The following is a 22,426-nucleotide window of genomic DNA, read 5'->3' as shown; positions in this document are numbered from 1 at the left end:
CCGCTAGCTTACCCCAGTGATTCAGATTGTCTGGGGGGACAGAACGGATGGGCACGGACCGCGGTTCGTGTATCAAAAAGCTACGGCCAAATGATACATGGGTGAGCGTTAAACTCACCGACGGGGTCACCACCATCGACATGAAGACAGCAACCGAACGGGCACTTGTCGGTTGGTCTGATATGTCGCCGTGCGACATGGGAAGCGATCATGCTTTCCCGATAGCGCGCCAGAAATGTCTCAATACCCGCACCGCGTCTAGGTGGTGCTGTTTTGACGCTAACCTTGGGCAAACCAAGGATGGGTCAGATAGCAACGCTGTGGCGCTTGGCTGGCGCCTTTTCGGGTCGGCCGCGTCCTTCGCCTCTCCGGTGGCTGGGCATGATGTGTTTTACATCAATGCCGCCGTTGAGCACTCAGGTCGATCTTGTCACACGTGAACTCATAACCGTGGCCGACCGTTTGGGAGGCCTGAGGATTGGCTTGGCAGCGATCCGAGATAAAAAGAACGACGGGTACAAAATGACGAATGAGACTTGGGGACATGTCCGCAGCGAATTGATGAAGTCCATTGGGAAGAATAATTTTTCAGCTTGGATCGAACCGATTATTTTTGACAGTTTTGAAGACGGCACAGTGCGATTTCTCGTGCCAGCAAAGTTCATCGGCTCTTGGGTCTCACAGAATTTTGGCGATGTGATCCTTCGTCATTTGATCTCCGCCGGCATTGGGGCCGATCGGATAGAATTCGATGTGGACCCCGCCGCCGGCGCCACCGCTGGTAACGCCAACACCGCCCCAAATGCAGACCCGTCTGAGAAAGCTCCCAATGGACACGCGCTCAATGGCGCGGCGCCAACCGAAAACAACGGTCTGCCAAACGCCTCGCTTAACCCGAACTTCACCTTCGATGCCTTCGTCGTGGGCAAGCCCAACGAACTGGCCCATGCGGCCGCGCGCCGCGTGGCCGAAGGCGGCCCGGTCTCGTTCAACCCGCTGTTTCTCTATGGCGGGGTCGGCCTCGGGAAGACCCACCTGATGCATGCCATCGCTTGGGAGTTGCGCACCCGGCAGCCACAGCTGCGCATTCTCTACCTCTCCGCCGAACAGTTCATGTATCGCTTCGTCCGCGCGCTGCGCGAGAAGGACACCATGGGTTTCAAGGAAATGTTCCGCTCGGTCGATGTGCTGATGGTGGATGATGTCCAGTTCATCTCCGGCAAGAACTCGACACAAGAAGAATTCTTCCACACATTCAATGCCTTGATCGAAATGGGCAAGCAAATCGTCATCTCCGGTGACCGCGCGCCCGTCGATATGGAAGACCTCGACAACCGGATCGCCTCGCGCCTGGCCTGCGGCCTGGTAGTCGATTTGCATCCGACCGATTACGAGTTGCGTTTGGGTATCTTGCAGACCAAGGCCGAGGCCTATCGCGAGCGCTATCCGAACCTGCAAATCGCGCCCGGCGTGTTGGAATTTGTCGCCCATCGCATCTCGACCAATGTCCGCGTGCTTGAAGGCGCGCTGACCCGGCTCTTTGCCTTTGCCGATTTGATTGGCTCCGAGATCACCATGGATCTGACCCAGGAATGTTTGTCAGACATCCTGCGTGCCACCGACCGCAAGGTGACGATGGATGAGATCATCAAGAAAGTCTGCGAGCATTACCATATCCGGCAAGCCGACCTGCTCGGCCCCAGCCGGGCCCGGAACAATGCGCGCCCCCGGCAGATGGCGATGTATCTTTGCAAGACGCTGACGACCCGCTCGCTGCCCGAGATCGGCCGGAAACTGGGCCGTCGCGATCACACCACGATCCTGCACGGCGTTCGCAAAATCGAAGAGCTCATGGCCGTCGACAGTCAGATCGCCGAGGATGCCGAGCTTCTGCGGCGGATGCTGGAGGCTTAACTGCCTCATGTCGTGAGAAATCGGGCCGAAAGCCATTGACGCGGCGGCCCGATCCGCGACACTTCAACAAAACACTTGAGCCTCCGGGCGGAGCGGCTACGCTCTCCGCCCCGCTATCTGTCGGAGCCTGGGCATGAAAATCTCGATCGAACGCGCCACATTGCTGAGCGCGGTGAGCCAAGCGCAATCTGTTGTGGAGCGTCGGAATACCATTCCGATCCTCGCCAATGTGCTGATCGAGGCGGACGGGGCCGAGGTCTCGTTTCGGGCAACCGATCTGGATATCGAAGTGGTCGACAAGGTCGCCGCGCAAGTGGAACGCGCAGGCGCCACAACGGTCAACGCCGTCACCTTGCATGAGATCGTTCGGAAACTGCCGGATGGCGCATTGGTCCAGCTCTCCGATGATGGCGCCTCGGGCCGTTTGGCCGTTGAGGCTGGCCGCTCGAATTTCTCTTTGGCGACTTTGCCCAAGGAAGACTTTCCAGTAATGACCTCGTCCGAGTATTCGGCCAATTTCTCAGCCAAAGCGCCCGTTCTGCGTCGGCTGTTTGACAAGTCGAAATTCGCAATCTCCACCGAAGAAACCCGGTATTACCTGAACGGTGTCTATTTCCATGTCGCCGATGCCGAAGATGGCAAGGTCCTTCGTGCCGTCGCAACCGACGGGCACCGTTTGGCGCGCGTCGACGCAACGCTCCCTGGCGGGGCGGAGACGATGCCCGGCGTCATCGTGCCGCGCAAAACCGTGGGTGAGTTGCGCAAGCTTCTGGAAGATGACGAGGCGGAGATAGCCGTCTCGGTCTCGGAGACAAGATTCGCTTTGCGACGCCCGAGATTACCCTGACCTCAAAGGTGATCGACGGCACGTTCCCGGACTACTCCCGCGTCATCCCGACCGGGAACACCCGCAAGCTGGAAGTGGATGCGAGCGACTTCGCAAAGGCCGTGGATCGGGTTGCCACTGTGTCGTCGGAGCGCTCGCGGGCCGTGAAACTGCAGTTGGATGAGGACCGCCTGGTGTTGTCCGTGAATGCGCCCGATAGCGGCAATGCCGAGGAAGAACTGGCCGTGGCCTATGGTGATGAGCGGTTGGAGATCGGGTTCAATGCCAAATACCTGCTGGAGATCGCCAGCCAGGTAGATCGGGAAAACGCCGTGTTCTTGTTCAACTCGGCCGGTGATCCGACCCTGATGCAAGAGGGCGGCGACACGTCCGCTGTCTATGTCGTCATGCCGATGCGCGTGTGACAGGGACCCGGAATTTTCAAAAATTCCGAGGCGGAAAACAGATGTTTTCCGAACCGTTTTCTTCCAAGAAAACGGTCTCCCGCGCAAACCGGATGCTCGCATGAAGGCCTTTCTAGACCATCTCATCTTGTCGCATTTCCGCTCGCATCAGCGCGCCGATCTCGCGCTTGATGGCCGCCCGGTCGCTTTTTTTGGTCCTAATGGCGCGGGCAAAACAAACATCTTAGAGGCGGTGTCGCTTCTTTCACCCGGCCGGGGTCTCCGACGCGCCAGCGCCGATGACATCGCCCGCAAACCCGAAGCGCTCGGCTGGAAGATCAAGGCCGAGATCGCCGGGGATCTGTCTCATGAGCTTGAGACCGGGGCCGAGCCGGGACACAGTCGCAGCTTGTGCATTGACGGCAAACCCGCGCCGCAAACGGCGCTGGCCCGCATTCTGCGCATGGTCTGGCTGGTACCATCGCAAGACCGGCTCTGGATTGAAGGCGCGGAGGGTCGGCGCCGGTTTTTTGACCGGATGACGATGAGTTTCACGCCGAACCATGCCGAGGCCGTCTTGGCCTATGACAAAGCGATGCGGGAGCGGAACAGGCTCCTGAAAGACATGGTTCGGGATGCGCATTGGTATGACGCCATCGAAACGCAGATGGCAGATGCCGCCGCCAAAATCACCCAAAACCGCCATGCGGCGCTCGCCCGGATCGCCGAGGCGCAAGACGGGGCAGAGACTGCGTTCCCTGCCGCTGATCTGACCTTAATTGAGGCCGAGAGCGGAGAAGCGCTGCACGCCCCCGCCGATTTTGCCACAAGCTTCGCCGCCAATCGGTCGCGTGATCTTGCGGCGGGCCGCACGCTGATCGGGCCGCATCGGAGCGACATCGCAGCCATCTATGCCGCAAAACGCGCCCCGGCGCAGCAATGCTCGACCGGCGAACAAAAGGCCCTTCTGATTTCTCTCATCCTCGCCAATGCCCGCGCGCTGAAGGCCGATACCGGCACCGCCCCGCTTGTCCTGCTGGATGAGGTCGCCGCCCATCTCGACGCCGCGCGCCGGGCGGCCCTGTTCGATGAGATCTGCGCGCTTGAAACACAAGCTTGGATGACCGGGACGGGCCCAGAGCTCTTTGCCGAGCTTGGCGACCGCGCGCAGCATTTCTCGGTTACGGAAACCGGAGGCCGCTCAACCGTCGCCGAGGTCACCCCATGACACTCACGGCGGCCCAAGTCGCGCTCTACGCCGGGGCGCTCTTCGTCCTCTTCCTGACACCCGGGCCGGTCTGGTTGGCGCTCACCGCCCGGACACTGGGCCATGGCATCCGCGGGGCCGTTCCGCTGATGCTCGGCGTCGCGATTGGCGACGTCGTTTGGTCGCTTCTGGCGATCTTGGGCCTGGCATGGATCGTCGGCACCTATGATTGGGTGATGGACGCGCTACGCTGGCTTGCCGTGCTGGTCTTTGCGGGCATGGGTCTGATGCTGCTTCGCCACGCCGACAAACGCATCGATGCCGACACGCGCCTAAATCGCCCGGGTCAGTGGGCTGGGTTTGTTGCGGGCCTGGCGGCGATCCTCGCCAACCCGAAAGCGATCCTATTCTATATGGGGATGTTGCCCGGCTTCTTTGATCTGACCGAGATCACGGCGACCGACATTCTCTTGATCGCCCTCATCTCGATGATCGTACCTTTAATCGGCAATTTCGGCTTCGCGGCTTTTGTGGATCGGGCGCGGCTGTTGATCGCCTCGCCGCATGCCTTAAAGCGGACCAACCAGGTTGCGGGCCTTCTGCTGATCCTTGTCGCTGTGGTAATCGCCATCGCGACCCCCTAAATATGGTGTCACACCCGTGACATCCCCCCCGAAAAACCCTATAAATCTGGCATAAGAACAACAGAGGTCCGCATGGCCGAAAATGCCCCCGCGCCTGAAGATTATGGCGCAGATTCCATCAAAGTTCTCAAAGGCTTAGAAGCAGTCCGCAAACGCCCCGGCATGTATATCGGTGATACCGATGACGGCTCGGGCCTGCACCACATGGTCTATGAGGTCGTCGATAACGGGATCGACGAGGCCCTGGCAGGCCACGCAGACGCCGTCACCGTCAAAATTCATGTCGATTCCAGTGTGTCTGTGCATGACAACGGGCGCGGCATTCCCGTGGGGATTCACGAGGAAGAAGGCGTCTCCGCCGCTGAGGTCATCATGACCCAGCTTCACGCCGGTGGGAAGTTTGACCAGAACTCCTACAAAGTCTCGGGCGGCCTGCATGGCGTGGGCGTTTCCGTGGTGAATGCGCTTTCCGATTGGCTGGAACTGCGCATCTGGCGCGATGGCAAAGAGCATATCGCCCGGTTCGAACATGGCGATACGGTCAAACATCTCGAAGTGGTGGGTGATGCAGGGGATCGCACCGGAACCGAAGTCCGGTTTATGGCCTCGACCGCCACATTCTCCAACCTCGATTACAGCTTCAAGACACTCGAAAACCGCCTGCGTGAGTTGGCCTTCCTCAACTCCGGTGTCCGCATCATCTTGGAAGATGAACGCCCTGCCGAAGCGCTGAAATCCGAGCTGTTTTACGAAGGTGGCGTCCGCGAATTCGTCCGCTATCTCGACCGGTCCAAGACCTCCGCCATGGAAGAGCCGATCTTCATCACCGGTGAGCGCGATGGCATCGGGATCGAGGTCGCGATGTGGTGGAATGACAGCTACCACGAGACGGTTCTGCCCTTTACCAACAACATCCCGCAGCGCGATGGCGGCACCCATTTGGCAGGGTTCCGTGGCGCGCTGACCCGGACGATCAATCTCTATGCGAACTCCTCAGGGATCGCGAAGAAAGAGAAGGTGAATTTCACCGGGGATGACGCTCGCGAAGGCCTCACCTGCGTGCTCTCCGTCAAGGTGCCTGACCCGAAGTTCTCCAGCCAGACCAAAGACAAGCTGGTCTCGTCCGAGGTTCGCCCGGCGGTCGAGGGCTTGATGAATGAGAAGCTTCAGGAATGGTTCGAAGAGCATCCGAACGAAGCCAAAACCATCGTCAGCAAGATCATTGAGGCCGCATTGGCCCGAGAAGCAGCGCGCAAAGCCCGCGAACTGACCCGCCGCAAAACCGCAATGGATGTGGCCAGCTTGCCGGGCAAACTTGCCGATTGTCAGGAAAAGGATCCGGCCAAATCCGAGCTCTTTCTGGTCGAGGGCGACAGCGCCGGCGGCTCCGCCAAACAAGGCCGCTCGCGGCACAATCAGGCCGTACTGCCGCTTCGGGGTAAGATCCTCAATGTGGAGCGGGCGCGGTTTGACCGGATGCTGTCGAGCCAAGAGATCGGCACATTGATCACCGCGCTTGGCACCGGCATCGGGCGCGACGAGTTCGATATCGAGAAGCTGCGCTACCACAAGATCATCATCATGACCGACGCCGATGTCGACGGCGCGCATATCCGCACCCTGCTGCTCACCTTCTTCTTCCGGCAAATGCCAGAGATCATCGAGGGCGGGTATCTCTACATCGCCCAGCCGCCGCTTTACAAAGTCGCGCGCGGCAAATCCGAGGTTTACCTGAAAGACCAAGGCGCGCTGGATGATTACTTGATTCAACAGGGCATCGAAGGGGCGGTTCTGCGGCTCCAATCCAACGAGGAAATCGCCGGAGCGGACTTGGCCCGCGTTGTCGATGCTGCCCGCAATTTCAAACGCATCCTAGATGCCTTCCCAACCCATTATCCGCGCCATATCCTGGAACAGGCCGCGATCGCTGGCGCTTTTGATCCGGGCCGCGCCGACGCCGATCTGCAACGCGTCGCTGATGATGTGGCACAACGGCTTGATCTGGTGGCCGTGGAATACGAGCGCGGCTGGCAAGGCCGGATCACCCAAGACCATGGAATCCGGCTCAGCCGCGTCTTGCGCGGTGTCGAAGAAATCCGCACGCTTGATGGTGCCGTTCTGCGATCCGGGGAAGCCCGCAAGCTGTCATCCGTCTCGGTCGATAGCCGAGAGGTCTATCGTGATCCCTCGCATTTGTCTCGCAAAGACCGTGACGTGCTCATCCACGGGCCAAGCGAGTTGCTTGACGCGATTCTGGAAGAAGGTGCCAAGGGGCTCACGCTGCAGCGCTACAAGGGATTGGGAGAGATGAACCCCGACCAACTTTGGGAGACCACCCTGGACCATGAGGCCCGCACACTCCTCCAGGTTAAAATCGATGACCTGGCCGACGCGGATGACATCTTCACCAAACTTATGGGAGATGTGGTGGAACCCCGCCGGGAGTTTATTCAGCAAAATGCTCTGAGCGTCGAGAATTTGGATTTTTAGGAACAGCCCGGCTTGACGGGCGTCACCTCAGCACCCACTTAACATAAGTCTGCAATGGCGGAATTTCCACGTCGCTGGAAAAGCCGTCGTTGCAATCAAGACCGCCTGAGATGCCTCGCATCTCGGGTTTTTGTAGTTTTTAGTGTGCCGCCGAACAAAGATATGACATATTGATGCCATAGCTTGATCACGGCAATTCCTCATCTATCGCAACAAACCCATAAATTGGGCATGTTTCCTGTATAATTGGAAACAATCGAGTAGTGACGAAAGTCTGTCTCTTGCAGAATGCGTTAAAAGACTTAACCAACACCTTCCTAGGTCCGACGGACACCCAATCTCTCCGCAGTCGGATGCGCGACTATGCGCGAGTGGGGCAACGCCTGTTTATGCAAAGGGTTGTGATCTTTGGATCCGGTATTGCCCTTGCTGCCTATTATTATGACACCACGACCGCGCTAATCTTCTATGCCGCGATCTGGCTCAGTGAACTCTTTGATTTGCGGGTCTTTTTCCTGATACGCAGGCCGCAGATATGGAATGACAAAGCGATAAAAAGCCACCTGCGGTACATCTATCTCGGAACCGTCGTCAGTGCGTCGGTGATCTCTTTATTCTGCATATCTGTTGCGCTCCAGCAGGGGCAAGTCTCGCATTTCATGCCGCTCTTCCTGCTTTTTTCGGCGTCTGTCTTCGCGGCTATCAATAACAACCAGTTCTTACCCGTTCTCGCGTTGCGCCTGTCGATCTATATGGCAGCGATTCTCTTCATCCCCATCTATGACCTGATTGTTTCCGGCGCACCGCTCCGGTCGGAACTGTGGCTACAGTTCTTTACGGTGCTTTTTGTGCTGTCCTTCGTGATCGAATGCGCCAGGAGCTTTCTGGTCGGGTATGTCACCAATCTGCGGCATGTCCGACAGATCGAGAAAGAGCACGAGAAATCGAAAGCCGCATACAAAGCAAAGACGGAGTTTATCTCCACGATCAGCCACGAGCTGCGCACGCCACTGACTTCCATCAAGGGATCATTGCAACTGCTGGAATCGGGCGTTGCCGGGGATCTTCCCGAAAAGGCAGCGCCTCTGCTGACGATTGCCAACCGCAACAGTGCGCGCCTGTCGGAACTGATCGAAGGGATTCTCACGTTCCAAGAGTCTGAAGCCGGTCGCCTCACGTATGATTTTCAGGACCTTGAGCTTAAAAGTCTCACGACCGGCGTCGTTGATCGCATGACCTCTTATGCTGAAGGTCTTGGCGTGCAGATCGAGCAACCCGCCGGCGATCAAGAGTATTGGGTCAATGCAGACCCCGAACGACTCGAACAGGTCGTGACCAATATCCTTTCAAATGCCGTCAAATTCTCCCACAAAGACGGGTCCGTCCGCCTCCGTTTCGAGCAGGTGGATGGGATCGTTCGTCTTTCTATCTCAGACGACGGCATCGGCATTCCAGCTGACAAATCTGAACTCATCTTCGAACAATTCAGCCAAATCGACTCATCAGACGAGCGAAGCTATGAGGGGTCCGGTTTGGGTATGAGCGTTTCCAGCGCAATCATCGCGGGACATGGTGGGAAGATAGATTTCACGAGTGAAGAAGGCGTTGGAACAACTTTCTTCTTCGAGTTACCCGCTGTCGCCCGCCCCGATCTCGAAGCAGCCGACAATTCGTCGAAGCCGCCGGAGACAGACCTAAGGGTCGCCTCGGCGTCTTGAATGGATGATCGTCATGGGTCGACACGCCCCAGATGACGTTCCCCACGTTTCTTAGCCAGCGCAATCTGCTTCTGCCGCTCCCGGAACCGGGCCCGATCTGCTTCGCTATGCTCCGTCAAACACTGGTGGCACGACACCCCTTCTTCATATTCCTCACGGCGCAAGTCAGACGGCTCCAATGCCCGCCGACACGCGCGGCATAGAACATGCGGCCCTTCAACCAATCCGTGCCCAACCGAAACCCGCTCGTCGAACACAAAGCATTCGCCGCGCCACATGCTATCAGCCTCGGGAACCTCTTCGAGATATTTCAGGATGCCGCCTTTCAGGTGATAGACCTCATCAATCCCTTGAGACATCAGATATCCCGTTGATTTCTCGCAGCGGATTCCCCCGGTGCAGAACATCGCGATCCTTTTGTTATGGAACCGATCCGCATTCTTGGCCCACCAAGCCGGGAAATCGCGGAAGGTTTCCGTACCCGGGTCGACCGCGCCTTCGAACGTCCCGATGGCGATTTCGTAATCGTTCCGCGTATCGATCACCGCCACATCCGGCGCACTGATCAGCGCGTTCCAATCGGCCGGCTCTACATAGCGGCCCACCGCGCAGGTTGGGTCCACATCCGGCTGTCCCATCGTCACGATCTCGCGCTTCAGACGCACCTTGAGCCGCCCAAAGGGCATCTCGGCCGCGTGGCTCTCCTTCCACTCCAACCGGTCGAAGCCCGGCAAGCCGCGGATATGCGCCAACACCGCGTCGATCCCCTCCCGAGGCCCCGCAATCGTGCCGTTGATCCCCTCATGCGCCAGAAGCAGGGAGCCTTTGACCCCGCCAGCCTCGCAAAGCGCAAGCAGAGGGCCGCGAAACGCCGCCGGATCGTCAACTTTTGTGAAATGATAGAGTGCAGCAACCGTAAACATGCGGGGCAGATACGCCGTTGTGTCCTCCGGTTCAACGGGTAGGCTGGCCGCACGCAAGCAAAGCGGAGGCCCATATGCGCGATGCAACCCATGCCCTGATCGTTATCGACGTCCAGAATGACTTCTGTCCCGGCGGCGCCCTGGCCGTCCCTGGCGGAAATGAGATCGTCCCCGGGATCAACGCCCTCATGGATGAGTTCCAGGCCGTGATCCTGACGCAAGATTGGCACCCCGCCGGTCACTCCAGCTTCGCCAGCGAACATGATGGCCAAGAGCCCTATTCTGTCGTCGACTTCCCCTATGGTCCACAAGTCCTATGGCCGGATCATTGCATCCAATGCTCAACAGGCGCCGCGTTCCATCCCGATCTTCGCACGACCCCGGCGCAACTCATCATCCGAAAGGGCTTCCGACAGGAAATCGACAGCTACTCGGCCTTCTTCGAAAATGACCACCAAACGGCAACAGGGCTCGATGGGGCTCTCCAATCCCTCGGCATCACACAGCTCACATTGGTCGGTCTGGCGACAGATTTTTGCGTCAATTACTCCGCCATCGACGCCGCGAAATTGGGGTTTGGCGTGACAGTCCGACAAGACTTGTGTCGGGCGATTGACCTAGACGGCTCTTTGGCCGCAGCGATTGATGGGATGAAGGATGCTGGCGTGACGGTCCAGGGCTAGATCGAACGAGCCGAGAACCAAGACAGCTTGGGGATGCTCTTCGAAGACAGTCACGCAGTAATCCGACGGCTTGGAAGAATCCATCACACCCATCGGAAAAGACCGTCCAGACAGCCGCTCAGGATCAATCCTCGCTAAAAAACGGCGTCATCTGTGCGACAATCACGGCGTTCTCCGCCAAGGCGCGCGCCATCAGCTCACGTTCCTCCGCCTCGATCTCATGCCCTTGGGCGGCCCGTTCTTCAGGCGTACCATAGCCGGTCACATCCAGCGGCGCCAATTCCGCCTGTTTCAGGATCGCCACGGTTTCACGCACCGCCTCGGCCTCATCAACGCCGGAGGCATAGCAAAGCAACGCCGCCCCTGTCGCGTTTTCGGGCAATCCGTCGCCGTCTTTCCGACCGACCTCGACAAGCAGGGTAAAGACCTGCTGGCGGCGCTTTGGTTTCTTTTCATCGCTCATGGCCCGCGTGGTGCGCCGAGGGGCGAAACAAGTCAAGCCAGATGCCGGGGTAGCAAACCGGCCGCCGGGCAGAGACGGGTTTTGGCCTGTCGCTCGCATAAGACCTGCGCCCTCAGCGCAGCGGCGAGATCAGGTTGAGCCGCTGTCGGACCATATGCAAAGCGGATCTCCGCCTCGCGCCCCTTGCATTTGGGTCTCAGAGGCATCGGCCTTTTGAGCAAAAATCCCCAAGCTGATCGCCAAGATCAACAAGACTGCCCGTATCATCGCTTCAATCCTCACTCTGCCGGTGTCGCAACGTCACACGCGGCAAATCGAAGACTCCGTCGCATTATTTTGGCATCGCGTCAGCGGCGCCGAATGGCCCGCGCCGCCCAGATCAAGATGCAAGCGCCGATCAACCCGACAATTCCCTGGCTGATCAATGTCGCCGAAGCGGTGATTCCAACCAGCCCCAGCAGGAAGTTCGCCAGAATCGCACCGACGATTCCCAAGATTACATTCATCAAAAGACCGGTCCTGGCCTTCATGATCGAACTGGCCACCCATCCGGCCAATCCGCCAACGATGATGGCCGAAATCCATCCCAATCCTTGCATACTCAGAACCTCCTCAAGCTATCGCTCAAAAGCTTATCACGCAGCATCACGGCGGCAACCGAAGAAGGCTCTGACATAGGCTCTGCTATCGGCTAGGCTCTGCTCAAACGATCCGCTCGGAGGCGCCAGCACCATGGCTGAACAAGAAAAATTCAGCATCGCCCGCGCGGCAGCCTCGCTCCCCACCCTACCGCCGCCAGACCCGATCCGGGGGCCAGACCTCCACCAGGCACAGTTCGGCAATTGCACGGTGAGCTTGCTGAGCGATGGGTCGATGTCCCTTCCCTTTCGCGCCCTCGCCCCCGCCGCGCCGCAGGATGCCCTTGCAACGTTGTGCGGGTTGCGCGCCGCGCCGGAGCTTGCGGCGGGCGAGATGAGCCACACGCTGATCCGAACATCCGATGACCTGATCCTGATCGATACCGGTGCGGGCCCGGGATGGCAAAGCGGCACGGGGCGGTTGCGCAAGCACATGCAGCTTTTGCAGATGGATCCAAACGCCATCACGAAAGTGGTGCTCACCCACCTGCATCCCGATCATGTCTGGGGCACGCTCGATCCGGCGGGCGGGCTCGTCTTTCCCAATGCGATCTACAGTGTCGGTCGCACGGAGCGCGACTTTTGGGGCGCGCCGGACCTTGCCGACCGTCTGTCGCAGATCGCTCGCCCCGCTGTCGATGGCGCACAATCCGTGCTGCGCGCCATCGGCGACCGGTTGCAAACCGTTCGGGACGGGGATGAGATCGCGCCGGGCGTCACGGTGCTTGAAACGCCGGGCCACACGCCGGGGCATATCTCGATCTTGCTCAACGACGGCGATGGCCTGATCGTCACCGGTGACGCCCTGGTGCACGACATTGTCAGCTTCGCGAAACCCGATTGGGCCTTTGGATTCGACATGGATCCAGACACCGCGATCCGATCACGCCGCAGGCTGCTCGACCTCGCAACGCGGAGGGGCCATGCCATGGCCGGATATCATTGGAATTGGCCCGGAATTGGATATGTCGATCAGGACAAAGACGGCTATCGCCTGATCCGTCGGCAATAGGTCGCCTATGCCTCCCAAATTGGCCGAAAGACGGATTCTCTCTTGAGTCTCCATGCGTTAGGGCTATCTCGAAATCTAACTCTCGTATTACAGACTTGATTGGAGATTGCCTTGTCCGCTTTGGTGTATCGCGTCGCGACGGTCGCTGTTTTTACCTTCGTAGCTGTAGCCGCCCATGCGCAAGACGGGCCGCAGGGGTTTAGCGCGGGTTTGGCCGCTGGCATCTCAAGCTCACCCTATGTCGGCGAAGATGATGAGTTGGGTGCGGTGCCATTTCTCTCTTACCAGGGAAATGGGTTTTCTGTCGGCACCAACGGCGTTTTCGTGACCGTGTTGAACCAGCCCAACGGACAGTTGGAGGCGGTCCTTACGCCGCGCTTCACCGCCTTGTCCGATCCCGACTCGAGCGCCCTTCAAGGGATCGATCGCGATATTACCGCCGATATCGGCCTGCGCTACACTTGGTCATTGGCGCCCCAAACGGAGGTTCGCGCCACATTGCTGCAAGAAGTGACAGGGGAGCATGACGGCCAAGAAGCGGATCTGCAGATCACGCAAAGCCTCATTGCGGGCCGTCTGCCGATGCAAGTCTTCGCGGGCGCAACCTGGCGGAGCGAAGAGTTGTCCGAATACATGTATGGCGTCCTGCCCGGAGAGGCCCAGGCCGGTCGGCCCGCTTATGCGCCGGGTTCGACGGTCGTGCCCTATATCGGGGCCTCGGCGGCTTTCCCACTGTCTGACAGCACCTCGCTCTTCGGCGCGGTGCGGGCTGAATTTCTACAAGATGCGATCACGGACAGCCCGATTATCGACGACAGCGCATCGGTCGGCGTGCAACTCGGTCTCCGCTTCGCGTTCTGATCCCCGCGCGCGAGATCCTCTCGCGCTGCGCAGCGTGCGACGAGGCACGACAGATGCCGCAAGCTCTGAAATGATGAAGGCCGCCATCGCTGGCGGCCTCAACTTTAGGCCGCGCGGCCCGTCCCGTCAGTCGCGCAACAACTCGTTGATCGAGGTCTTCGCACGGGTCTTCTCATCCACCCGTTTCACGATCACCGCGCAATAGAGGTTCACGCCGTTCTTCGACGGCATCGAGCCTGCGACCACAACCGAGCCGGATGGCACTTCGCCATACATGACCTCGCCCGTCTCCCGGTCCACAATCTTGGTCGATTGGCCGATGAACACGCCCATGCCTAGAACCGAGCCCTCGCGGACGATGCAGCCCTCGACCACCTCAGAGCGCGCGCCGATAAAGCAGTTGTCTTCGATGATTGTCGGCCCCGCCTGCATCGGCTCCAACACGCCGCCAATGCCAACGCCGCCCGACAGGTGCACATTCTTGCCGATCTGCGCGCAGGACCCAACCGTGGCCCAGGTATCAACCATCGTGCCCTCGTCGACATAAGCGCCCAGGTTCACGAAAGACGGCATCAGCACCACACCGGGCGCGATAAAGGCGGATTTCCGAACCACGCAATTCGGCACCGCGCGGAACCCTGCCGCCTGCCACTGGTTCTCGCCCCAGTCTTTCCACTTGCTGTCGACCTTATCCCACCACGCGCCGCCTTGGGCCGAGCCGCCCTGCATCTCCATGTCTTTCAGGCGGAAGCCCAACAGAACCGCCTTCTTGGCCCATTGGTTCACATGCCACGTGCCATCCGCCTGCCGCTCCGCCACACGCAAGCCGCCGTCATCCAGCGCGTTCAGCGTATCTTCAATCGCCTCGCGGGTCTCGCCTGTGGTCGCGGGCGTAATCTGATCGCGGCTTTCCCAAGCGGCCTCGATGGCGGTTTCAAGTTGAGCGTTCGACATGGGCGTCCTCCGAGGGTCCGTATTGGCCCTCGCCTATAGGCAAGGCGGGCCGGTTTCGCAATCCGATCACAGGCATTCCATTGGCACCGCCCGCCACAGGTCGCTAGGGTTGATCAAAAGATTGCGCCAAAAGGACATTGAACCCAGATGAAAGACGACCAGCGCCAAGGGCCATTTCGCGACGCCCATCAAGACATCGAGTCGAGCCAGATCGTGGCCGACAGCCCGCAGGCCCGCTCCCCCGCCTATCGCCTCGCCTTCGCCGATCCGGATTTTCTCTGCCGCGACGAGTTGCGCCCCGTGCGCCTGCAATTGGAGCTTCTGAAGCCGCAGCTCGAGATGGATGAACGCGGCATCGAATCCACCGTGGTGATGTTCGGCGGCGCGCGTATTCCCGCACCGGGGCAAGCCGCCCGCTCCGCCGCGCTGCAAGACATGAGCCGATACTACGAAGAGGCGCAGAAATTCGCGCGTTTGGTGACCGAACGCTCGGTCGCGACCGGCTGCACCCATGATGTGGTGGTCACCGGCGGCGGCCCTGGCGTAATGGAGGCCGGCAATCGCGGCGCATCCGAGGCTGGCGGCTGCTCCATCGGGCTCAACATCGTGCTGCCGCATGAGCAGGTGCCCAACGCCTATATCACCCCCGAGTTATGCTTCAATTTCCACTACTTCGGCATTCGCAAGATGCATTTCCTGATCCGTGCCAAGGCCGTCGCGGTCTTCCCCGGCGGCTTCGGCACGCTGGATGAGCTGTTCGAAAGCCTGACTCTGATCCAGACCGGACGGATGGAACAGGTGCCAGTGATCCTCTTTGGCGAGAGCTTCTGGCGCGAGGTGGTGAATTGGGACGCGCTGGCAGAGGCCGGCACCATCGCCCGCGATGATCTCGACCTGTTCCGCTTTGTCGAAACCGCCGAAGAGGCGATGGCGGTGATCGACGGCTGGCGTCTCACCGGCAAACGGGGTGAAATTCCGGGGCGCTGAGCCTAATCCTCAGAGAGCCGATATTCCTCAATCCGGGTGCGAAACAGCGCCCGGAAATTGTCGTCGGAGACCAAGGTCGCGACCAATCCGCCCGCCGCATCCCGCCATAGACCCAGGCCCTCGAAATTCACCCGGGCGCTGGTGCCAAACTCCAGCAAGGTCTGCGCCGCCTGCAGCCCGCTGTCGCCAATCTCGAACCGCCTGAGCCGGGTTGTGAAGCCACTCAGACCATTAAACCGGCGTTCCAAGACGTAAAGCCGTCCGCGATCATCCATATCCAAGCCGACCGGCGCAAAACCGTCGCTGCGCGGGAACTGCCAGGACAAATCCCACCCCTCCGCCCGCAAGCGGTAAAGCGGCGCGGGTCCATCCTCCCCATCTTCCGTCAAGGTGTAGAAGGTCCCGTCTGGTCCTTGTGCAAGCCCTTCGAAAGAGCCATTGTCCGCAAGCCGTGATGTCTCTAGCGGCGCAGGGAACCGGTCAAGTTCAACACCATCAGCACCATGTTCCGAAATGCGGTGACGACCCTCATAAGAGATGACGATCCGGCCATCGGCCGTGCGGACCAACCCCTCGCTGTCGCGCGCCGCCCGTCTCCCCGCGCGCTGACCTTGCGTATCCAGCAGCGGCACGACATCCGTAATCTGGAGCCGCGAGATCGCGCCGCCGAGGCGCAGAACATCCGCGGTGATCAAAAACCCACGATCCGAAAGCACCCAAAGCTGGCTGCCATCCTCCGAGATTTCCAATCCTGACAAGCCGCCCAACTCCGGCGCGTCATCCCGCCAGGTCAGGGCGCTCAGCCTCTCGGCACTGGCCGGAGACCCAACCAGCGCGAGACAGAGGAAGATGAAACGGATCAGGGCGACAGAAGCGCGGCGCATTGCCGGGGCAAATCGCCCAGGGTCAGTTCCCGGCGCGGCTGAGGCGGCGGCGCGTTCGGGTCCGGCGGCGGCGGGTTCAGGATATTTTGCACCCATTCGCGCGCCTCGGCGCACCCATCGCCAGGCGGCGGTGCGGCCTGATCTTCGCAGCCCGCCATGCCCGCCGGGCAGGATAGCCGCACGTGGAAATGATAGTGATGCCCCCACCAGGGCCGGATATTGCGCAGATAGCTCCGGTCGCCGGTCTCATTATCACACATCCACACCTTGGCACCCGGGAATACGAAAATCCGCGCGACACGCGGGTCCGACGCGGCGGCGCGCATCACGCGCCAATGATCCGCTGTCCAAGCGTCATTGACATAGGCGCCATTGGCCCGCCGCGTCGAGATCGACGACAGATTTTCGCGCTCGGTCAAACTAAGGTTCAGGTTGGTCGCGGGCCGCATCCAGATGTCGATATCCAGCCCCGATTGATGGCTCCGATGCCCGGTCAGCATGGGGCCACCCCTCGGCTGGCTCATATCGCCCACATAGATCCCGTTCCAAGAGGTCGTGCGCGCCACCTCACGGCTGAGATCGCGGACATAATCCAACGTGACCGGCAGCGCCCAATTCCGGTTCCGGGAAAGCCGCATCGCCTGCCATGTCGGGCCGGTCTCGGCCAATTGCTCCGCCCCCGCGACGCAGCCGCGCGCATAGCCGCCATAGGCCTCTGGTGTTCCGGTCGAGCCCTGATCCTCCGCACCGAAAAGCTGCCGCGCTTCTTGCCGGGATTGGGTGACATCCAAGGGCGGCAAAGCCGGCCCAGTCGCGGCCCGATCCGGCGCGGCGCTGTTGCACGCGGCCAAGAATACAAGGCCGAGCGCGGCTAGGGTTGAACGGGTCAGGGTCATGCACGGGACTCCTCGCGGCCATTCGGATTGACCCAGAGTAGCAGAATGAGCCCGATCAGGAACAGCCCAATGAGCGGCGTGATCCCCATTTGCTGACTGCCGGTAATCTGCGTCGTCACCCCGATCAACAAAGGTGCGATGAAGGACGTCGCCTTGCCCGCCAGCGCATAAAGCCCAAAGCCCTCGGTGATCCGATCCGAATGCGCTTGGCGGACCAGCATTGTCCGGCTTGCCGATTGCAACGCGCCACCGGCAGCCCCGATCATCGCGCCGAAGATATAGAACGCGATATCGGGCAATGCAGACTCGGGCCCGGTCGGGATGCCAAACACGCTCTCGCGCGAGATGAACACGATCCCGATCCCGACCAGCGTCAGAACCAACACGTTCGCCGTGATCACTGGCTTCGGCCCAAATCGGCTATCGGCCTTGCCGCCGAGCCAGGCAAACAGCGCGCCTGTGAGTACCGCCAAGATGCCGAAGATTCCCACATCAACAACCGACCAGCCCAAAACGCCCGCCGCATAGATGCCGCCAAAAACATACATCCCGTTCAGCCCGTCGCGATAGAACATCGACGAGCCGAGATAGGCGAAGAGGCTCCGCTCCTGTGGCAGCGCTTTCAGATGCCGCATCAGTTCCGGCAAGGCCGTGCGCACCGCGTGACCCATCGGGACGGCGTCCGGCATCCGCGGCTCCCGCACCCAAAGAAAGAACGGGATCATGAAGACCGCAAACCAGATCGCGGTCAACGGACCGACAGCGCGTGTGCCCTCACGGGCCGCTGCATCAAGCCCGAAGATCGGATCAATCCCGATCAGGGTTTTGCCCGTCTCGGCATTCTCCGCCAAGAGCAACAACATAATTACCAAGGCGAGGAACCCGCCCAGATACCCAATCGCCCAACCGGTGCCCGAGATCCGCCCAAGATCCTGGCGCGGCCCCAGTGAGGGCATCAGCGAATTGGTGAAAATCGTCGCAAACTCCATCCCGATCAGGCCAATGGCGAAAAAGCAGAGAGTGAAGACCAGATTGAAATCATCCGGCGCCGCCAGCCACAGCCCCGCCGAGCCGAGCACATACATCCCTGAAAACAGCCAGATAAACGGCATCTTATGCCCGGCCCGATCGGCAATCGCGCCCAGGATCGGCGCGAGCAGCGCGATCAGAATGCCAGCCGCCCCAATGCCATAGCCCCAGGCGGTCTGCGCCTGAGTGCCGTCCCCCAACAAATCATTGATATAAGGCCCGAAAATGAAGGTCAGGAGCAGTGTGTTATAGGGCTGACTGGCCCAATCAAACGCCCACCAGCCCCAAATCCGCTTGCGCAGTACGGTGTCCGCCATACACGTCCCCTTGGCCAAAATTGCGCGCAGCATCGGTCGCTTGGGGCGATTTGGCAATGAAAATGGCGGGCGCGCCTACATCTTTGGCGGCCAAGGCCGCGTCGCATCGGCGTCGATCCAGGCTTGCGCCCAATCGGGCATATCGGGCGATGACGCGGTCTCACCCAGCGCGTCCAACACCTGATCTGTCGGTATAATACTGCTATGCTCGGTCACTGCCGTGCGCAGCAGGATATGGTTGCAGCAGGTCTCGCCCCGCCACATCGACTGCTCAATATAGATAAACCGTTTGTCCCAGGCGAGCGCCCGGCTCCGAATTTCAAACTTCTGAAACGGTCGGATACGGGCCCGATACCGAACCGACGCCCCGGCGACGACCAATCCCCAGCGCTTTTCGCGCAACACCCGGATCAATCCCATCCGGGCGGCCAACCCGAACCGGCCAATGTCAAAAAGCGATAAGGTGCGCCCGTTGTTCAGTTCCAGAAACAGGTCGATATCCCCGGGCCAGCAGCGCATCGGCGTCTTGTGCAGGCCCAACAAAGGCAATGGCGCGGCGCGGCGAGCGCGTAACAATTCGGCGGCGGTGCGGAGGATCGGTGTCATGACGGCGCAGATGGCCCGGACGCGCGTCAGCGTCAAGCGAGGCGTCGCGTCACATGGCTTGCAGTGGCGAAGCTTCAAGCTTAGGTCTGTGCCCTAGCTGAAATCAAAGGCAAAAAGGCCACGCCCCATGACCTCGCTCTTTCAAATCCTGATGCTGCTGATCGACGTGGCGTTCTTCATCGTCATCATCCACATCATCATGAGCTGGCTGATCAATTTCGGCGTGCTGAATATGCGCCAACCGATCGTTGCGCAAATCTGGGACGGGCTGAACCGATTGCTGGAGCCTGTCTATGCCCCGATCCGGCGGATGTTGCCACAAATGGGCGGGCTCGATCTGGCACCGCTGATCGTGATCCTCGGGCTTTATGCGCTTGAGATCATCTTGCGGAACAATGTCGCGCTGTTTCTCTAATGGGTGAAGGCGGCGGCGCTGCCCCAAACTTCCTGCACCCGCTCATCGCGACCGCAGGATTGGCGGTAGAGTTCATAGGCCACTGATTTTCGGCGCGGGCCAAACCGCGTCACGATCAGATCCTCGCTACGATAATAATCCTGGTGATACGCCTCGGCCGCATAGAACGGCGCTGCATCCAGCACCGGCGTCACCACAGCCCGCCCCAAATCCGCGCTTGCTTGGGCAATTGCCGCTTCGGCGATGACGCGTTCCTGTGCATTTTCGACAAAAATACCGGTGGTATAGCTATGCCCCCGGTCGCAGAACTGCCCGCCCGCATCCAGCGGGTCGACCGAGCGGAGGAACATGTGAAAAGCTGGTCATATGGCAGCCGATCAGCATCATAGGTAATCTCGACCACCTCCAGATGCCCGGTGCCGCCGCGTACCACCTGCCGATAGGTCGGATTGGCCACCGTGCCGCCCGCGAATCCCGAGACGACCTCGATCACGCCCGGCACACTCTCGAAATCCGATTCCACGCACCAGAAACAGCCGCCTGCAACAACGGTGGTCTGAATGTCGCGGGCATGGGCTTTGCCATGTTGCAGCGCGACGCCGGCCAAGATTGCAAAGCTCAACAGCACGGTTTTCATCGTGTGGCGGATCGGAAGTCGGGACATGGGATTGGTCTCCTTCTGCACGTGATCCATTTTTGTGATGCAAGGGCATTGAAATACAACGCACATGGGTGTGAGGTCACGCGGCGGTGAACAGGAGGTGAGGCCCATGGATGATGCAGTGACGACCCATCAGGCAGAAGAAGATGCGCGCAATGACGCCATCCTGATTTGGGTGAATGGAGCGTTGAAACCGCGGGCCGAAGCCTTGGTCAGCGTCTATGACAGCGGCTTCATGCTCGGCGATGGGGTTTGGGAGGGCTTGCGGCTCTATGACGGAACCTGGGCTTTCCTGGACGAGCATCTCGACCGTTTGTTCGAGGCCGCGAAAGCCATCGATCTGGATATCGGCATGGATGCCGCCGCGCTCGCCGCCGCGTTGGAAGACACCCGCGCCGCGAATGGGATGGAAACGGATGCGCATGCCCGGCTGATGGTCACGCGCGGCGTCAAGCAGCGCCCGTTTCAACACCCGGCTCTGTCGGTAACGGGCCCGACGGTTGTGATCATCATGGAGCATTCGCGCCCGTCCTTGCCGCGCCCGATCCGGCTGGCCACTGTGCCGCATCTACGCGGGCTTCCGATGACGCAGGACCCGAAGCTGAACTCGCATTCCAAGCTGAACTGCATCCTCGCCTGCATCGCGGCGGAGAAAGCCGGGGCGGATGAGGCGCTGATGCTGGATGTGCATGTTTTGTGAACACCACCAATGCGTGCAACTTCTTCATTGTGCGGAAAGGCGAGGTTTGGACCTCCACCGGTGATTATTGCATGAACGGCATCACCCGGCAGAAGGTGATCGATGTTTGCCGCGCCGATGGCATTCCGGTGTTTGAGAAGAACTTCTCGCTGGTCGAGACCTATGGCGCCGAAGAAGCTTTTTTGACCGGCACGTTTGGCGCGCAGACACCCGTGGGCGAGATCGATGGTCGGAGGATCGGTGATGGTCAGATGGGGGAGATGACCAAGCGGATTCGCGGGCTCTACAAAGACCTGGTGGCGCGTGATGTGGTTGGATGACGAAGGGGCTTTGCCCCCGGCCTGCGGCCTCCCCCAGGATATTTGTGAAGCAGAGAAGCAGGCGGCACGCCCGTCTGCGTATGTATCATTTCCATACCGGTTCCATACGGAGTCCATATCATGAAAATCGCTATGTGGTCTGGCCCACGCAACCTTTCCACCGCCATGATGTATGCCTTCGCCGCTCGCGGCGACTGCGCGGTTTGGGATGAGCCCTTCTACGCCGCCTATCTCCGCAAAAGCGGTTCCGCTCACCCTTTGGCCGCCGAAATCATCGCCGCCCATGAGGCCGATCCAGCCAAGGTCGCGGCGCGCTGCGCAGGGGCGATCCCCGACGGCAAGACGCATTTCTATATGAAGCATATGCCGCATCATATGCTGCCCGGATTCCCGCTCGATTGGGCGGCGGGTTGTGTCAACATTCACCTGATCCGGCATCCCTCGCGTGTGATCGCGAGCTATGCGGCCAAGCGCGAGACCGTGACACTCGAAGACATCGGCTTTCGGCAACAAACCGCGCTTTATCAAAAGCTTGGCGGCGTGATCATCGATAGCGATGAGATTCGAAAGGCTCCCAGCGCGGTTCTGGAAGCGCTCTGTGAGACCATTGGGCTGCCCTTTACCAACGACATGCTGCACTGGCCCAAGGGCGGTCATCCAAGTGACGGGGTTTGGGCGAAACACTGGTATGCGGCGGTTCATGACAGCACCGGGTTTGCCGGGGCCGAAGGGCCATTGCCGGTGACGGCCGAGGCCCATAAGCCGCTTCTGGTTGCCGCCTTACCGCATTACGAGCGGATGCGCGCCGAGGCTCTGACCGTCTGAGCTACCGTCATGGAAATGTCGCTTGAAGCCCGCCAGTTAGGGTGGGAAA

General features: G+C 60.1%; 19 protein-coding genes and 3 pseudogenes. 13 read left to right on the top strand and 9 right to left on the bottom strand.

What is annotated here, in order from left to right:
- The first annotated feature begins 522 nt into the window (after window positions 1-522).
- The 6 genes and pseudogenes from dnaA to QTA57_RS06225 all read left to right on the top strand — a co-directional run bounded on the left by dnaA (window position 523) and on the right by QTA57_RS06225 (window position 9,203).
- Entirely contained in the window at window positions 523-1,914 is a 1,392-nt protein-coding gene (gene dnaA, locus QTA57_RS06250) for a chromosomal replication initiator protein DnaA (RefSeq protein ID WP_290154144.1), read from the top strand.
- 133 nt (window positions 1,915-2,047) lie between these two features.
- Window positions 2,048-3,165 (top strand): annotated as a pseudogene (dnaN, locus tag QTA57_RS06245) (DNA polymerase III subunit beta).
- Window positions 3,166-3,265: 100 nt separating this feature from the next.
- Entirely contained in the window at window positions 3,266-4,372 is a 1,107-nt protein-coding gene (recF, locus tag QTA57_RS06240) for a DNA replication/repair protein RecF (RefSeq protein WP_290154143.1), read from the top strand.
- Entirely contained in the window at window positions 4,369-4,995 is a 627-nt protein-coding gene (locus QTA57_RS06235) for a LysE family translocator (RefSeq protein WP_290154142.1), read from the top strand. The genes recF and QTA57_RS06235 overlap by 4 nt, the downstream gene beginning before the upstream one ends.
- Before the next feature lie 72 nt (window positions 4,996-5,067).
- Entirely contained in the window at window positions 5,068-7,485 is a 2,418-nt protein-coding gene (gene gyrB, locus QTA57_RS06230; protein ID WP_290154141.1) for a DNA topoisomerase (ATP-hydrolyzing) subunit B, read from the top strand.
- 353 nt (window positions 7,486-7,838) lie between these two features.
- Window positions 7,839-9,203: a sensor histidine kinase gene (locus QTA57_RS06225; protein ID WP_290154140.1), complete on the top strand. Its 1,365-nt coding sequence runs from the start codon at window positions 7,839-7,841 to the stop codon at window positions 9,201-9,203.
- 11 nt (window positions 9,204-9,214) lie between these two features.
- Here QTA57_RS06225 and trhO read toward each other — a convergent pair whose 3' ends face one another.
- Window positions 9,215-10,126, bottom strand: coding sequence for an oxygen-dependent tRNA uridine(34) hydroxylase TrhO (gene trhO, locus QTA57_RS06220; RefSeq protein WP_290154139.1), 912 nt, complete (start codon window positions 10,124-10,126; stop codon window positions 9,215-9,217).
- A 74-nt stretch (window positions 10,127-10,200) separates the two neighbouring features.
- On the opposite strand from trhO, the gene pncA reads away from it, so the two are divergent.
- Window positions 10,201-10,809 carry a bifunctional nicotinamidase/pyrazinamidase gene (gene pncA, locus QTA57_RS06215; RefSeq protein ID WP_290154138.1) on the top strand — a complete coding sequence of 203 codons (609 nt, stop codon included), beginning with the start codon at window positions 10,201-10,203 and terminating at the stop codon, window positions 10,807-10,809.
- Window positions 10,810-10,933: 124 nt separating this feature from the next.
- On the opposite strand, the gene QTA57_RS06210 is transcribed toward pncA, so the two are convergent.
- Both QTA57_RS06210 and QTA57_RS06205 read right to left on the bottom strand, forming a co-directional pair.
- Entirely contained in the window at window positions 10,934-11,272 is a 339-nt protein-coding gene (locus QTA57_RS06210; RefSeq protein ID WP_290154137.1) for a hypothetical protein, read from the bottom strand.
- Window positions 11,273-11,619: 347 nt separating this feature from the next.
- Window positions 11,620-11,871 (bottom strand): GlsB/YeaQ/YmgE family stress response membrane protein, encoded by a 252-nt coding sequence (locus tag QTA57_RS06205; protein ID WP_171560156.1) that lies wholly within the window; start codon window positions 11,869-11,871, stop codon window positions 11,620-11,622.
- A 133-nt stretch (window positions 11,872-12,004) separates the two neighbouring features.
- Here QTA57_RS06205 and QTA57_RS06200 point away from each other — a divergent pair, with 133 nt between their 5' ends.
- Together QTA57_RS06200 and QTA57_RS06195 are read left to right on the top strand one after the other, a co-directional pair.
- Complete coding sequence (locus QTA57_RS06200) at window positions 12,005-12,922, top strand: MBL fold metallo-hydrolase (RefSeq protein WP_290154136.1); 918 nt, start codon at window positions 12,005-12,007, stop codon at window positions 12,920-12,922.
- Between the two features lie 111 nt (window positions 12,923-13,033).
- The gene (locus QTA57_RS06195) at window positions 13,034-13,783 is read left to right on the top strand and encodes a MipA/OmpV family protein (protein WP_290154135.1); all 750 of its coding nucleotides are present in this window, start codon (window positions 13,034-13,036) and stop codon (window positions 13,781-13,783) included.
- Between the two features lie 126 nt (window positions 13,784-13,909).
- Here the strand turns inward: QTA57_RS06195 and dapD are convergent, their stop codons facing one another.
- On the bottom strand, window positions 13,910-14,737 hold the full coding sequence (gene dapD, locus QTA57_RS06190; protein ID WP_290154134.1) for a 2,3,4,5-tetrahydropyridine-2,6-dicarboxylate N-succinyltransferase: 828 nt from the start codon (window positions 14,735-14,737) through the stop codon (window positions 13,910-13,912).
- Window positions 14,738-14,884: 147 nt separating this feature from the next.
- On the opposite strand from dapD, the gene QTA57_RS06185 reads away from it, so the two are divergent.
- A complete protein-coding gene (locus QTA57_RS06185; protein WP_171560148.1) occupies window positions 14,885-15,724 on the top strand; it encodes an LOG family protein in 840 nt (279 codons plus the stop codon).
- 2 nt (window positions 15,725-15,726) lie between these two features.
- Here the strand turns inward: QTA57_RS06185 and QTA57_RS06180 are convergent, their stop codons facing one another.
- The 4 genes from QTA57_RS06180 to QTA57_RS06165 form a co-directional block, all read right to left on the bottom strand.
- Entirely contained in the window at window positions 15,727-16,608 is an 882-nt protein-coding gene (locus tag QTA57_RS06180) for an esterase-like activity of phytase family protein (RefSeq protein WP_290154133.1), read from the bottom strand.
- The gene (gene mepA, locus QTA57_RS06175; RefSeq protein WP_290154132.1) at window positions 16,584-17,504 is read right to left on the bottom strand and encodes a penicillin-insensitive murein endopeptidase; all 921 of its coding nucleotides are present in this window, start codon (window positions 17,502-17,504) and stop codon (window positions 16,584-16,586) included. The genes QTA57_RS06180 and mepA overlap by 25 nt, the downstream gene beginning before the upstream one ends.
- A complete protein-coding gene (locus tag QTA57_RS06170; RefSeq protein WP_290154131.1) occupies window positions 17,501-18,850 on the bottom strand; it encodes an MFS transporter in 1,350 nt (449 codons plus the stop codon). Before QTA57_RS06170 ends, mepA begins: the two co-directional genes overlap by 4 nt.
- 75 nt (window positions 18,851-18,925) lie before the next feature.
- A complete protein-coding gene (locus QTA57_RS06165; RefSeq protein WP_290154130.1) occupies window positions 18,926-19,456 on the bottom strand; it encodes an acyl-CoA thioesterase in 531 nt (176 codons plus the stop codon).
- Window positions 19,457-19,583: 127 nt separating this feature from the next.
- Here QTA57_RS06165 and QTA57_RS06160 point away from each other — a divergent pair, with 127 nt between their 5' ends.
- Window positions 19,584-19,871, top strand: coding sequence for a YggT family protein (locus QTA57_RS06160; RefSeq protein ID WP_171560141.1), 288 nt, complete (start codon window positions 19,584-19,586; stop codon window positions 19,869-19,871).
- On the opposite strand, the pseudogene msrA reads toward QTA57_RS06160, so the two are convergent.
- Window positions 19,868-20,535 (bottom strand): annotated as a pseudogene (gene msrA, locus QTA57_RS06155) (peptide-methionine (S)-S-oxide reductase MsrA). The gene QTA57_RS06160 and the pseudogene msrA overlap by 4 nt on opposite strands.
- A gap of 106 nt (window positions 20,536-20,641) precedes the next feature.
- On the opposite strand from msrA, the pseudogene QTA57_RS06150 reads away from it, so the two are divergent.
- Both QTA57_RS06150 and QTA57_RS06145 read left to right on the top strand, forming a co-directional pair.
- Window positions 20,642-21,552: pseudogene (locus QTA57_RS06150) on the top strand (D-amino acid aminotransferase).
- A gap of 120 nt (window positions 21,553-21,672) precedes the next feature.
- Entirely contained in the window at window positions 21,673-22,377 is a 705-nt protein-coding gene (locus QTA57_RS06145) for a sulfotransferase-like domain-containing protein (RefSeq protein WP_290154129.1), read from the top strand.
- The last annotated feature ends 49 nt before the right edge of the window (window positions 22,378-22,426 follow it).

Source organism: Fontisubflavum oceani, assembly GCF_030407165.1.
GTDB lineage: Bacteria > Pseudomonadota > Alphaproteobacteria > Rhodobacterales > Rhodobacteraceae > Rhodophyticola > Rhodophyticola oceani.
The sequence above is the reverse complement of the archived record's forward strand: the minus strand, read 5'-3'. Positions and strand labels throughout refer to the sequence as shown.